This window comes from Bordetella genomosp. 6 (assembly GCF_002119705.1).
Classification (GTDB): domain Bacteria; phylum Pseudomonadota; class Gammaproteobacteria; order Burkholderiales; family Burkholderiaceae_B; genus Bordetella; species Bordetella bronchiseptica_F.
Genome location: NZ_CP021107.1, coordinates 4,645,890 through 4,658,975, shown reverse-complemented (window position 1 = coordinate 4,658,975; position 13,086 = coordinate 4,645,890). Strand labels below are relative to the sequence as shown.

Annotated in this window: 10 protein-coding genes; 7 read left to right on the top strand and 3 right to left on the bottom strand. The window is 69.8% G+C overall.

The genetic code is table 11. From position 1 onward, the window contains the following. Positions 1 to 77 precede the first annotated feature (77 nt). Complete coding sequence (locus CAL11_RS21910; RefSeq protein WP_086094265.1) at positions 78 to 779, top strand: glutathione S-transferase; 702 nt, start codon at positions 78 to 80, stop codon at positions 777 to 779. Positions 780 to 1,032: 253 nt separating this feature from the next. After that, positions 1,033 to 1,893 carry a prohibitin family protein gene (locus CAL11_RS21905; RefSeq protein ID WP_033463039.1) on the top strand — a complete coding sequence of 287 codons (861 nt, stop codon included), beginning with the start codon at positions 1,033 to 1,035 and terminating at the stop codon, positions 1,891 to 1,893. A gap of 79 nt (positions 1,894 to 1,972) precedes the next feature. Here the strand turns inward: CAL11_RS21905 and CAL11_RS21900 are convergent, their stop codons facing one another. The 3 genes from CAL11_RS21900 to CAL11_RS21890 all read right to left on the bottom strand — a co-directional run bounded on the left by CAL11_RS21900 (position 1,973) and on the right by CAL11_RS21890 (position 4,278). After that, positions 1,973 to 2,308, bottom strand: coding sequence for a YegP family protein (locus CAL11_RS21900; protein WP_086094264.1), 336 nt, complete (start codon positions 2,306 to 2,308; stop codon positions 1,973 to 1,975). A gap of 140 nt (positions 2,309 to 2,448) precedes the next feature. Beyond that, positions 2,449 to 3,594: a DSD1 family PLP-dependent enzyme gene (locus CAL11_RS21895; protein ID WP_086094263.1), complete on the bottom strand. Its 1,146-nt coding sequence runs from the start codon at positions 3,592 to 3,594 to the stop codon at positions 2,449 to 2,451. Positions 3,595 to 3,621: 27 nt separating this feature from the next. Next, a complete protein-coding gene (locus CAL11_RS21890) occupies positions 3,622 to 4,278 on the bottom strand; it encodes an HAD-IA family hydrolase (RefSeq protein ID WP_086094262.1) in 657 nt (218 codons plus the stop codon). A gap of 92 nt (positions 4,279 to 4,370) precedes the next feature. On the opposite strand from CAL11_RS21890, the gene CAL11_RS21885 reads away from it, so the two are divergent. The 5 genes from CAL11_RS21885 to CAL11_RS21865 all read left to right on the top strand — a co-directional run bounded on the left by CAL11_RS21885 (position 4,371) and on the right by CAL11_RS21865 (position 12,973). Continuing rightward, positions 4,371 to 5,279, top strand: coding sequence for a LysR family transcriptional regulator (locus tag CAL11_RS21885; RefSeq protein WP_086094261.1), 909 nt, complete (start codon positions 4,371 to 4,373; stop codon positions 5,277 to 5,279). Further along, positions 5,276 to 5,500: an Arm DNA-binding domain-containing protein gene (locus CAL11_RS21880; RefSeq protein WP_086094260.1), complete on the top strand. Its 225-nt coding sequence runs from the start codon at positions 5,276 to 5,278 to the stop codon at positions 5,498 to 5,500. Before CAL11_RS21885 ends, CAL11_RS21880 begins: the two co-directional genes overlap by 4 nt. A 114-nt stretch (positions 5,501 to 5,614) precedes the next feature. After that, positions 5,615 to 5,986: a hypothetical protein gene (locus CAL11_RS21875; RefSeq protein WP_086094661.1), complete on the top strand. Its 372-nt coding sequence runs from the start codon at positions 5,615 to 5,617 to the stop codon at positions 5,984 to 5,986. Positions 5,987 to 6,017: 31 nt separating this feature from the next. Continuing rightward, positions 6,018 to 6,149, top strand: a complete 132-nt coding sequence (locus CAL11_RS21870; protein WP_086094259.1) for an entericidin A/B family lipoprotein — start codon at positions 6,018 to 6,020, stop codon at positions 6,147 to 6,149. A 440-nt stretch (positions 6,150 to 6,589) separates the two neighbouring features. Beyond that, entirely contained in the window at positions 6,590 to 12,973 is a 6,384-nt protein-coding gene (locus CAL11_RS21865) for an autotransporter-associated beta strand repeat-containing protein (protein WP_157668873.1), read from the top strand. Positions 12,974 to 13,086 lie beyond the last annotated feature (113 nt).

Genomic DNA, 13,086 nt, shown 5'->3' with positions numbered 1-13,086 from the left:
GTTAAGGCGGGTGGACGCTTTCGCCGGCCCCGTGGCTTGCGTTACAACAGGCATATCGCGACCCGCAAGGAGCACCCATGGCTTACGACCTCTGGTACTGGGACGGCATACCCGGCCGCGGCGAGTTCGTGCGGCTGGCGCTGGAGGCGGGCAAGATCCCCTATCGCGACCGCGCGCGCGAGCCCGGCGGCGACATGCTGGCCGACATGCGGCGCCGGCGCGACACGGCGCCGTTTGCGCCGCCCTATCTGGTCGCCGATGGCATGACCATCGCGCAGACGGCCAATATCCTGCTGTTCCTGGGCGTGGAGCATGGCCTGGCCCCGCCGGACCGCGCCGGCCGCCTGTGGGTCAACCAGCTGCAGCTCACCATTGCCGACCTGACGGCCGAAGCGCACGACGTGCACCATCCGGTGGCCGCCGGCCTCTACTACGAAGACCAGCAGGACGTGGCGCTGCGCCGGGCCGCCGATTTTCGCGAGGCGCGCATGCCGAAGTTCATGCAGTACTTCGAGCAGGCGCTGGACAGGCCGGGCGGCTGGCTCACCGACATGGGCCGCTGGAGTTATGCCGACCTGTCGCTGTACCACGTGGTCGAAGGCCTGCTGCACGCTTTTCCGCGGCGCATGCGCACCTTGATGCACCGCTATCCGCGGCTGATGGCGCTGCACGCGCGCGTGGCCGAATTGCCGGAGTTGCGCGACTACCTGGCCAGCGACCGCCGCCTGCCCTTTGGCGACGGCATTTTCCGCCACTACCCGGAGCTCGACGGCGCCTAGCCCGGGCGCCCAGCCTCGCCGTTTTTCGCGCCCAAAAGGGCGTTTCGTCAACTTTTGTTGCGTTTCAACTCATCTCGTCGTGCCTTGCGGCAAGCCCCGGATAGAATTGCGTCCGCGCAATATTCGGAGGGCTTGCCATGAGGTATTTCCTGATCCTGGTGGGGGCCGCTGTGGTGGCCTATTTGTTGGCGCGCGGCATCGCCGCCGTGCTTGCCGATAGAAGGGCCCGGAAAACCCAACGGAGAGAAATCGAGTGATCCCGCGTAACGCCAAACTTGCCGCCGGCGCCGGCGTGCTGTTTGTATTGATTCTGATGCTGGCCTTCAGCTCGTGGTTCCAGGTGGACCAGGGCGAACGCGGCGTGGTGCTGCGCAACGGCAAGCTGGTGCGCGTTTCCGAGCCGGGGCTCGATTTCAAGACGCCCTTCATCGATTCGGTCAGCACCGTGTCGGTGCGGGATCACACCTTCATCTTCGAGAACCTCGAAGCCTATAGCTATGACCAGCAGCCCGCCACGCTGCGCGTGTCGGTAACCTACCGGGTGCCGGCCGAGCACGTGGCCGAGCTGTATGCCGAGTACGGCACGATCAGCAACCTGCAGATGCGCGTGCTCGAGCGCAAGACGCCTGACGCGGTCAAGAATGTGTTCGGCCGCTACACCGCGGTGCGCGCCATCCAGGAGCGCCAGAAGCTAGGCGTGGACGTGAATACGGCGGTGCTTTCGGCCATGGACGGCGCGCCGGTGCAGATTGTTGGCGTGCAGGTCGAGGAAGTGGGTTTCTCGAAGGCCTACGAGCATTCGATAGAGCAGCGCATGCTGGCGCAGGTGCAGATCGAGACCACCCGGCAGCAGAAAGAGACGGCCATGATCACCGCCGAGATCCAGGTGGTCAAGGCCAAGGCCGAAGCCGATGCGCGCCGCCAGCAGTTCACCGCCGAAGCCGACGGCATCCGCCTGCGCGGCGAGGCCGAGGCCGCCTCGATCCGCGCCAAGGCCGAGGCGCTGGCCGCCAATACCAACCTGGTCAGCCTGAACGCCGTGGAAAAATGGGACGGCGTGCTGCCGGCCACGCAAGTGCCGGGCGCGGCCCTGCCGTTCATCGGCATCAAGTAGCCAGGGTACGCCCATCCCTGCGAGAAACCCCGCCGGCGCTGGCCTGGCGGGGTTTTTTCATGGGTGGACGCGCGGCGGCTCAGGCCTGGGTCTGGTCCTTGGTGGGCGCCCCGGGGGCGTTGGACTTGACCGAGGCGATGCCGTTGTCGCGCGCCTGGGTGGTCTTGTACATTTCGCTGCGCCCGATCGACTGTCCGTTGGTCGCCGTCAGCGAAAAATAGGGCGAACCGTCCTTGGCGGTCAGCCGCTGGTAACGCGCGTCGTCGGGCGCGTTCTTCTGCACCGACGCGATGCCGTCCTGCGCCGCCGCCTTGCTGGTGTAGCGTTCGCTGGTCAGGATGATTTCGTGATTGCCCGCGTGCAGATTGAACATGTACTGCGTACCGCTCGCCTTGAGTACAAAGTAGCCGCTCATGGATATTCTCCGCCTGGTGGAAGGATGAGGGGGTGACTACGGGGTGTGACTACGCTGGGTACGGCGCTGCGCCGGCGAAAACGGCGGCGCGCGTCGAGCATAGCGTATTGCGCGGCGGGTAGCCAGGCGGGCGCGGGCCGCTACCAGCCGTGCGCGCGTTCCCAGGTCTGCAATCCGCCGCCGGCTTCCAGGGCATGGTATTGCGGGAACTGCGCTCCGGTGGCGCAGGCATGGTTGGGCAGGATGCGCAGCCGCATGCCCACCGGAAAACGCGTCGTCACATCCTCGCCGGCCGGCCCGCCGGCCATGATGCCGTGCTCCTGGTTGGCGCCGATCAGCGTATAGCCCGCCAGCGGCGCGCCGTCCACCGTGCAGACCTGGCCATAGCCGAAATCCTGCTTTTGCTTCTGCGTGCCGCGGTCGCGGCTCATCGCCATCCAGCCCGCGTCCACGATGACCCAGCCCTTGTCGGCCTGGTGCCCGATCACGGTGGCCAGCACGCTGAGGGCCAGCTCGTCGACGCGGCACACGCCGATGTTGTGCATCACCAGGTCGAAGAACACGTAGACGCCGGCGCGCACTTCGGTCACGCCGCGCAGCTGCGCGGCCGACAGCGCCGTGGGCGTCGAGCCGACGCTGACCACCGGGCACGGCAGGCCGGCGGCGCGCAGGCGCTCGGCGGCGCGCACGCAGCCGGCGCGTTCCTGTTCGGCCATGGCGGCCAGGGCTTCGGGGGTATCCAGGTCGTAGCTCGAGCCGGCGTGCGTCATGACGCCGCCCAGACGCATGCCGCCCTCATGCAGCGCCGCGCCCACCGCCAGCAGCGCCGCTTCCTCCGGCTTGATGCCCGAGCGGTGGCCGTCGGTGTCGATCTCTATCCACACCTCGAACACTTCGTCGTGGGCGCGGCCGAAGTCGGCAATGGCGCGGGCCGACCCGGCGTTGTCGGTAATGATCTTGAGGTCGCAGCCGCGCCGGCGCAGCGCCAGCGCCGCCGGCAGGCGATGCTCGGCCATGCCCACGGCGTACAGGATGTCGGTGATGCCGGCGGCGAAGAACTGTTCGGCTTCCTTCAGCGTCGATACGGTCACGCCATGCGCGCCGGCGGCCAGCTGCGCCAGCGCTACCGGCGTGCATTTGCTGGTCTTGACGTGCGGGCGCAGGCTTACGCCCAGCCCGTTCATGCGGTCCTGCATGCGGGCGATGTTGTGCTGCATGCGCGCCACGTCGATGATGGCGGCGGGCGTGTCGAGGGTATCGAGAGAATGGGCGTGAGTGGCGGTCATGGTATGCGGATGGATGGGAAATTCGGGTCAGCCGGCGCGCCTGAACGCCTGCAGCCAGGGCAGCGCGGCGGCCAGCGTCGCGGATTGCAGCTCGGGTTCGGGCGCGCCTTGCGGGCGAGCCAGGCCAAGGCGGTTGTGCCAGCATGTGCGCAGCCCGACCGCGGCGGTGCCGAACAGGTCGTGGCCGGAGCCGGCCACGAAGGCGGCGTCGTCGGCCGGCACCTGCAGCGCCTGCAGGGCCATGCGGTACGGGCGCGGGTCGGGTTTGTAGAAGCCGGCTTCCTCCGCCGTCACGATCGCGTCCCAATCGACGCCCAGCAGGCCGGCGGCCTGGCGGCCCAGGTCGCGCGAGCAATTGGTCACCACCGCCAGCTTGCAGTGCGGACGCAGCGCCCGCAGCAGCGCGCGCGCGTCGTCCCAGACAGGCAGTTCATGCCAGCCGGCCTCCAGCGCGGCGGGCGCGCTGCCGGGCAGGCCGGTGGCGCGCGCGGCCTCGCGCACCAGTTGCTCGTAGGGAACATAGCGCCCGCAGCCGTACGCCAGGCGCAGGTATTCGGCGCGCCAGGCGCGGCCGGCGGGCTCCGAGCCCGCGGCGGCGTTCCACGCCGTCCATGAATCGAGCAGGCCTGTCAGCAGGTCGAACAGGACGGCGCGCGGATAACCCGTTGGCGTGGCGATGGACATGGATCGCTCCAGGTGGGGGAATGCATCGACTATAGGACAGCCAGCCATCTGCATGATTTAATGATTCTTCATCAATCGTTAAGCAGAACTGAATGCTCAGAATCGAGGACCTGCAACTGGCCGCGGCCCTGGCGCAGGCGCCGTCGCTCAGCGCCGCGGCGCGCGCGCTGAACGTGACGCCGCCGGCGCTGTCGATGCGGCTGCGCAAGCTGGAGGCCGGCCTGGGCCTGGCGCTGGCGGTGCGCAGCGCGCGCCGTCTCAGCCTGACGCCCGAGGGCGAGCGCCTGGCCCGCGAAGCCGCCGTCCTGCTGGCGCAACTGCAGGCGTTGCCCGAATCGCTGCGGCGCGACGACACCCGCCTGACCGGCACGCTGCGGATCGCCGCGCCGTTCGGCTATGGCCGCCGGCATATCGCGCCCGTGCTGGCGCGGCTGGCGCAACGCCATCCGGATCTGCGCGTGCAGCTCGACCTGCGCGAAACGCCCTGGCCCGATCACCAGGACGCCGACGCCGTCGTGCACATCGGCGCGGTGCGCGATTCGTCGTGGGTGACGCGCCGGCTGGCCGACAACGAGCGCTGGCTGTGCGCCAGCCCGCAGTATCTGCAAGACCACGGCATGCCGCGCGAACCGCGCGATCTGCTGCATCACCGCTGCATCTGCATCCGCGAAAACGACGAGGACGCCAGCCTGTGGCGCTTCCGCCGCGCCGATGCCGGCGCATCGGGCCGCAAGGCGGCCGAAACCGTGCGCATCGCGCCCGCCTACGTATCCAACGACGGCAACGTGGCGCGCGCCTGGGCCGAACAGGGGCTGGGCCTGGTGGTGCGCTCGCAATGGGATGCCGAAGGCGCGGTGGCGCGCGGCGCGCTGGTGCGCGTCATGCCGCAATGGCAATTGGACAGCGCGCCCGTCATGCTGCTGGTGCCCGGCCGCAAGGGCCGCAGCGCCCGCGTCAAGGCGTTGCTCGAATGCTTCGACGAACAGGCGGGGCACGCATGAGCGGCAAGTTCGAAGGCGTGCGGCCCGCGTCCGAATCCTCGATAGAGATCAGCTTCGTCTACCAGGGCAAGACTTGCGTGCGGCGCCTGCGCATGAAGCCCACCGCCGCCAACCTCAAGCGCGCGGCCGAGCAACGCGCCGCCATCGTCGAGGCCATCGCGCGCGGGGAATTCGACCCGGTGGGGCAGGGCCAGGCGGGAATGAACGGCAACACTCGATAGCCGTCTTCGCGGGAGCGTGGGCACACCACTTGCTGGGGGCGTTGGCGCACAGGCCGATCGCTCCCACGGCAAGCGGCACGAGTGCGCCTTTCATACCTACCGAAGGAAGACAACATGAAGACCTGCATCCATGCCCTTGCCGCCGTATTGATCGGCGCCGGCGCTCTGGCGCTGCCTGTCCACGCCCAGAGTACGGGCGGCGTGCTCACCGACGATCAGATCGACGCCCGCTACGACGCCGCCAGAAAGCAATGCGATGGCCTGAGCGGCAACGATAAAGACGTCTGCATGCAAAAGGCCAAGGCCGACAAGGAGAGCGCCCAGGCCCAATCCAAGGCCGGCAAGGAAAAGGCCGAGGCCGACCGCGAGGCGAGCAAGGAGCGCCGCAAGGCCGACTACGACGTCGACATGAAGAAATGCGACGCCATGTCGGGCGACGCGCAGGACAAGTGTGAGGCGGACGTCAAGAAGCGCTACGGCAAGTAGCCGCGGCCCATCCAACGACAAGGAGCCAATCATGAACAACCGTATCCGGGCGGCCCTGCTTGCCGCCATCACGCTCGCCGCGCTGGCGGGCTGCAACACCATGTCGGGCGCCGGCAGGGACATCGAGCGCGGCGGCGAAAAAATCCAGGAGAAGGCGCAGTAGCAACAGTGCGTCGGACGGGGCGCGCTGCCGCCCCGGTAAATCCACACCGCGATGCGCGTTCCGCGCATGGCGCCATCCAGGCATTGCCCGGCACCGTGCCGGGCGCCGGCGACCGTCGCAAATCCAGAGTATTACGAGGTTGAGATGTTTCCTACTCAACCGGGCAGGTAGCGCCTGCATCTTTGAATGCCGAATCTCCCTAGGATTTCTAGCTTGCTGGTGTCAGTAGTCACTGGCAAGCAAGCTGGGAAGACTACGACTTCCTGTCAGGTTTCCGTTGCAATGCACGCGTACGGCCACTGACCGCGTCAGATCGCCGCGGCCGTACCGCCCAAATCGCTGCGCGGCCGCTTCATCCCTCTTGCTTCATCCATAGACCTTGCCGGCGTCGTGGGGAGTTCCCCGCGTGCGCCCATACATTTCATTTCGCGGGAGAGATCATGAGACGGTTAAAGGCCCAGGCTTTCGAGGGGCGCCGCAGCAGGCCGGCAGGACATGGGGTGGCGCCTACCTTGCTGGCCCTGGCCCTGGGGTTCCAGGGGGCGGCGGCGTGGGCGAATTGCACCACCTCGGGGTCTGCCACCACCTGCACCACGGCAGGCGGAACGCATCGCGCCAAGGTGGGCGGCGGCTCCGGCGGGAACAACCAACAGGTCACGGTGCAGGCCGGTGCGCGGATCGAGGCCGGCGACAGCACGGCCATCAGCGTGGGCAATAACAGCCGGGTCCGGATCCACGACGGCGCCGTCGTGCAAAGCACGGTGGTCACGCCACCCACCAACGGGGCCCCTCACGCCAATACGCTGGAGGGAGTGGGCGGCAACACCATTGACATCGATGCCGGCGCCCAGGTGCTGGCCAAGGGCACCGACTCGGCGGCCGAGGCGATCGGGCTGGCAGGGGCCGGCAATACCGTCACCAACCGTGGCACGATCCGGGCCGACCAGGCCGCGGCGATCTGGGTGGACGCCAATTCCGCCAATGCCGCCAACACCATCCACAACCACGGCACGATCGAGACCCGCGTCAACGGCGGGGAGGCGACGGTCATAGGCAGCTCGCGAGCCCCGGCCTCCACCGGGGCGGGCGTGACGGTGCACAACCATGCCAACGGGCGCATCGTCGGCCACCTGGAACTTGCGGGCGGCGACGACCGCGTCATCCTCGATGGCGGTTCGACCCTTGCCGGATCCTTGAACGGCGGCAGCGGCAACAACAGCCTGAAGCTGAACGCCGGCGCGGGCACGCTGGACCGGGATATCCGCAACTTCGGCACGATTACCAAGGCAGGTGCCGGAACCTGGGCCTTGAACGGCCAGGTCGGCCGCAACGACAACAATCTCAAGTCCACGGTCCAGGCGCAGGGCGGCACGCTGGTCCTGCGCGGCGACAACAGCGGCGCCACCCAGGGCGGCGTGCTGCAGGTGTCCGCCGGCGCCACGGCGGACGTAACGGCCGCCAGCGCCATGCGGTCCATCAGCAATGCAGGCACGGTCCAGTTCACGCAGGACGGCAATGCCGCGTATGGGGGCGTGCTGAGCGGCGCGGGGCGCATCGTCAAGCGTGGCGGCGGCGACCTGGCGCTGACGGGCAACAACACCCATACCGGCAAGCTGGTGGTGGAGGCGGGCAGGCTCAGCGTATCGGCGGCCGGCAACCTGGGCGGCAACGGCAGTTCGGTGCAGCTCCACGGTGGCGCCCTGGCCATCAAGAACAGCATCGCGGTCAATCGTGGCCTGACACTCGATCCCGGGGCGCAGACGTTGATCATCGAGCCGGGAACGACCACGACCTGGCAAGGCCAGGTCACCGGTTCCGGCAAACTGGTGACCCAGGGCGGCACGCTGGTGCTGGAGCACGCCTCCAATACGTATGGCGGCGGCACGGAAATCAACAACGGAACGCTGCGCGTGGCGCATGACGCCAGCCTGGGTTCCGGTACGTTGGCGCTCAAGCACAGCCAGCTGGCCGCCACGGACAGCTTCACGGCAACGCGTGCATTGACGCTCGCCGGCAACGAAAGCATAGACGTCGCGGCCACCAAGATACTCAGCTGGAACGGCGAAATCAGCGGCGCCGGCGCACTGGTGAAGGAAGGCCAGGGAACCTTGCTGCTGCGCGGCACCAATAAGCACGATGGCGGCACGACCGTCAATGCCGGCAAGCTGCAGATATCCAGCGACGCCAATCTTGGCCGAGGGCCGCTGGCGCTGAACAACGGCACACTGCAGGGCACCGGCAGCTTCGCGACCTCGCGCGCGGCCGCATTGAGCGGCCAGGCCACCATGGAGGTCGACGCCTCGCATACCGTGACCTGGAACGGCAATCTGAGCGGCGGCGGCATGTTGCGCAAGTCAGGCCAGGGCACGCTGGTCCTGGCCGGCGCCAACACGCACTCGGGCGGTACGGTGGTCGCGGCAGGCGTGCTTCGGGCAGGCCACGAAGACAACCTGGGACGGGGCGCAGTAACCCTGCAGGGCGGAAATCTGCTTGCCGGCGGCAGTTTTTCGAGCAACCGCGATCTCACGCTGGTCCGTGGTTCCTTGGACGTGGCTCGCGGCGCCACCCTGACCTGGAGCGGCGCGATATCGGGCGCCGGCGATCTGGTCAAAATGGGGGGCGGGACCCTGGCGCTCACTGGCGTCAACGAGTACGCCGGCCAGACCGTGGTCCGGGCAGGCAAGCTGCGCGTGGCCAGAGAGGAAAGCCTGGGCCGCGGTGCACTGGTGCTGGAAAACAATACGGCGTACGAGAGCATGGGTTCGCATGCCACCTCGCGGCGGGTCACGCTCAAGGGCGCGGCAACCGTGGCAACGCCCGCGGGCGACACGCTCGAATGGCGCGGCACGGTCGACGGCAATGGCAAGCTGTCCAAGCAGGGCGGCGGCACGCTCGTGCTGAGCGGCAACAATACCTACGCCAAGGGCGTCGAGGTCTTGGGCGGGGTCGTGCAAGTCTCTCGCGACCAGAACCTGGGCGCGGCCAAGGGCGCGGTCACGCTCAACGGCGGCGGGTTGGCGGCCAACGGGGATTTCACCAGCAATCGCCAGCTGACGCTGACCGCCGGGGCCAAGGCCGTCGACGTCGCGGCCGGCAAGGAGGTGGCGTGGCGCGGCGTCGTCAACGGCGCCGGCGCGCTGACCAAGGCCGGCGACGGCACCCTGAGGTTGGAGGGCGTCAACACGTACACCGGCGGCACGCGCCTGCGGGGCGGCACCGTGCAGGTATCGCGTGACGCCAACCTGGGCCGGGCCAACGGCATGGTCACGTTCGACGGCGGGCGGCTGGCCAGCACGGGCAGCTTTGCGACCGCGCGCAGGGGCCAGCTCGAGAACGCCGGCCTGATCGATACCGCCCAGGCCACCACGCTGACGTGGAACGGCGCCATTGGCGGCAAGGGCGAGCTGCGCAAGCAAGGGGCGGGCACCCTGGCGCTGGCCGGCGCCAACACTTACAAGGGCGATACCCGCGTCGAGGCCGGCACGCTGCAGGTGTCGTCCGATGCCAACCTGGGTGCCGGACAGGGCGCGGTGACGCTGGACGGCGGCACCCTGGCGGTTTCGAGCGGGTTCTCCAGCGGGCGCGAGATTGTCGTGGGCGCCGGGCACGGCGCGCTTTCGGTGGCGGGCGGCCACACCCTGCAATGGCAGGGCCAGGTCGGCGGGGCGGGCGCGCTGACCAAGACGGGCGCCGGCACGCTCGTGCTGGAGCACGACAATACCCACGCCGGCGGCACTCGGGTTACCGGCGGGGTGCTGCGCGTCGCGCGCGACGAAAACCTGGGCGAAGCGCATGGCATGCTGACGCTCGACGGCGGCACGCTGTCGACCACCGCCGGGTTCGCGAGCCGGCGCAACGCCACCGTGGGCAACGGCGGCGGCCGGATCGTCGTCGCCGACTCCGCCACGCTGGATTTGCAGGGCGACGTTGCCGGCGCGGGCCGGCTGGTCAAGCAGGGCGCTGGCACGCTGGCCCTGGGCGGCACGAACACGTACGCCGGCGGCACCGTGGTCGAGGCCGGCACGCTGCGGGTTGCGCGCGACGCCAACCTGGGCGGCGGCGCGCTGACCCTGGACAACAGCCGCCTGCATGCGACCGCCGGCTTTGCCACCGGCCGCAACGCGACGCTCACCGGGCGCGCCTCGATCGACACCGACGATCGGGCGACGCTGCAATGGCGCGGCACGGTCGATGGCGCCGGCACGCTGGTCAAGCAAGGCCCGGGCACGCTGGTACTGGACGGCGACAACCGCTACGCGGGGGGCACCGAGGTCAATGCCGGCACGCTGCAGGTCTCGCGCGACGCCAACCTGGGCGCGGGCGACGTGGCGCTCAATGGCAGCCGCCTGGCCGCGACCGCCAGCTTCGCGACCGCGCGCACGGCCACGCTGAGCGGCGCGGCCGTCATCGATACGGCCGACGGCGCCATCCTGGGCTGGAACGGCCTGCTCGACGGGGAGGGCGTCCTGGTCAAGCAGGGCACCGGCACCCTGGTGCTGGCCGCGGCCAACCATTATGGCGGCGGCACCATCGTCAATGCGGGCACAGTGCGAATCGCGCGCGACGCCAACCTGGGGCGGGCCGGCACGGGCGTGACCCTGGACGGCGGCGCGCTGGCCACCACGGCGGATCTCGCGACCAGCCGCGCAGCGACCCTGGGCGCGGCCCACGGCACGCTGGACGTGGCCGCCGGCACCCGGCTGGACTGGAACGGGGCGATCGGCGGCGCCGGCGCGCTGACCAAGATCGGCGCCGGCACGCTGGCGCTGAACCACGACAACCAGCATGCCGGCGGCACCCTGGTCTACGGCGGCACGCTGCGCATCGCGCGCGACGCCCACCTGGGCGCGGCGGGCACGGCGGTGACGCTTGACGGCGGCACGCTGGCCACCACGGCGTCGTTGGCGCTCGACCGCGCGCTGCGCGTCGGGGCGCGCAACGGCGTATTGCTGCCGGACGCGGATACGACCCTGGATTGGCGGGGCGTGGTAGCCGGCGCGGGCAAACTGACCAAGGCCGGTCCGGGCACGCTGGTGCTGAGCGCCGATAACCGTCATGCCGGCGGTACGGCAGTCACCGGCGGCACGCTGCAGGTCTCGCGCGACGCCAACCTGGGCGCGGCGGCCGGCGCCCTGACGCTGGACGGCGGCACCTTGGTGACCACCGCCAGCTTTGCCTCGACGCGTGCCGCCACCCTCGATACGGCAGGCGGCGTTTTCGTCACCCGCGACGGCACCCGGCTGGATTGGGACGGCGCGATAGGCGGGGCGGGCGGCCTGGTCAAGACAGGCGGCGGCGAGCTGCGGCTTGGCCAGGCCAATACCTACCGGGGGCCGACCCGCATCGCCGCCGGCCGGCTGGCCGTCAACGGCAGCATCGCCAGCCCGGTCACGGTCGAGCAGGCCGGCGTGCTGGGCGGCACGGGCCGCATCGTCGGGAATGTAGCCAACCGCGGCGTGGTCGCGCCGGGCAACTCGATCGGCGCGTTGACGGTGGCCGGCGATTACGCTGGCGCGGGCGGCAGCCTGGAAGTGGAGGCGGTGCTCGGCGGCGATGCCGCGCCAGCCGATCGGCTGGCGCTCGACGGCGGCGCGGCCAGCGGTGTCACGCCGGTCGTGGTCAAGCCGCAGGGCGGGTTGGGCGGCCTGACTCTGCGCGGCATTCCGGTGGTCGTGGCCCAGGGCGGCGCCACGACCGCGCCCGGGTCCTTCCGCCTGGCGCAGCCGCTGGTCGCGGGCGCCTACGAGTACCAGTTGCTGCGCGGCGCGGGCGACGGCGCCGCGGCGCAGGCGCAAGACTGGTACCTGCGTACGTCCCGCGTCGTGCGCGACGAGGCGGGACGGATCGTCAAGGTCGTTCCCTTCTACCGGCCCGAGGTGCCGCTGTATGCCGGCGCGCCCATGCTGATGCGCATGATCGGCACGGAAGCGCTGGGCAGCTACCGCGAACGCGCGGGCCGGCCCGCCGTGGCCTCGCCCGGGGCGGGCACCGTGGAGCGCGCCGTTTGGGCGCGCACCTTCGGGCGCCGTTTCGAGCGTTCCGCCGGTGGCGAGGCTGCGCCGTCCTTCGATGGCCATTTGACCGGCGCGCAACTGGGCGTGGACCTCTACGCACGCCGCTCGGCCGCGCGGCACGCCGACACTTTCGGGGTGTTCGGCGGATACGCCACGGCGCGCGGCGACGTGCATGGCCTGGCGCGCGGCGAAATCCAGGCCGTGGGCACATCCACGCTGCGGGCCACCCAATTGGGCGCCTATTGGACGCACACCGGTCCGGGCGGCTGGTACATCGACTCGGTGCTGGCGGGCACGCGCTACAAGCAACAGACCACGTCGTCGGCCCATGTCGGCGCGACCAGCCGCGGCTGGGGCATGACGGCCTCGGTGGAGACGGGCTATCCGTGGCAGCTCGGCCCGCGTTGGCAAATCGAACCGCAAGCCCAAGTGGTGTATCAGCGGCTCAGCATCGCCAATGGCGCCGATCGCGTGTCTTCGGTGTCATACAAGACGCCGGATGCGCTGACGGCGCGCCTGGGAACGCGCCTGTCGGGCCAGTACGCATACGGAAAGACGCTGTTGCGGCCGTTCATGGGCGTATCGCTGCTGCATGATTTCGCTGGCGCCGACACCGTGACGTTTGCGGGCGCGCACAGCGTACGCGCCAGCCGCCAGAGCACGGCCGTCGATCTGAAGGCGGGCGTGGACACGCAGCTGGGCAAGAGCGTGGGCCTGTGGGGGCAGGTGGGCTACGGCAAGTCGGTGGGCAGCGGCGATGGCAGCGACCGTGGCTGGAGCGCCAACCTGGGGCTGCGCGTGGCGTACTGACCTGGGGTCGGGCCGGCCGCGTGCTGGCCGGCGTTGCGGCTATATTCGCGTATGCCGCGGACGCGGGGCTCGCGTCGAACCTGTTTCGATGCGAGCCCCCGCATTTGTCCGGC

Coding starts and splice junctions, on each gene's coding strand:
- CAL11_RS21910 (WP_086094265.1), top strand. CDS start 78: ATGGCTTACGACCTCTGGTACTGGGACGGCATACCCGGCCGCGGCGAG.
- CAL11_RS21900 (WP_086094264.1), bottom strand. CDS start 2,308: ATGAGCGGCTACTTTGTACTCAAGGCGAGCGGTACGCAGTACATGTTC.
- CAL11_RS21895 (WP_086094263.1), bottom strand. CDS start 3,594: ATGACCGCCACTCACGCCCATTCTCTCGATACCCTCGACACGCCCGCC.
- CAL11_RS21890 (WP_086094262.1), bottom strand. CDS start 4,278: ATGTCCATCGCCACGCCAACGGGTTATCCGCGCGCCGTCCTGTTCGAC.
- CAL11_RS21885 (WP_086094261.1), top strand. CDS start 4,371: ATGCTCAGAATCGAGGACCTGCAACTGGCCGCGGCCCTGGCGCAGGCG.
- CAL11_RS21880 (WP_086094260.1), top strand. CDS start 5,276: ATGAGCGGCAAGTTCGAAGGCGTGCGGCCCGCGTCCGAATCCTCGATA.
- CAL11_RS21875 (WP_086094661.1), top strand. CDS start 5,615: ATGAAGACCTGCATCCATGCCCTTGCCGCCGTATTGATCGGCGCCGGC.
- CAL11_RS21870 (WP_086094259.1), top strand. CDS start 6,018: ATGAACAACCGTATCCGGGCGGCCCTGCTTGCCGCCATCACGCTCGCC.
- CAL11_RS21865 (WP_157668873.1), top strand. CDS start 6,590: ATGAGACGGTTAAAGGCCCAGGCTTTCGAGGGGCGCCGCAGCAGGCCG.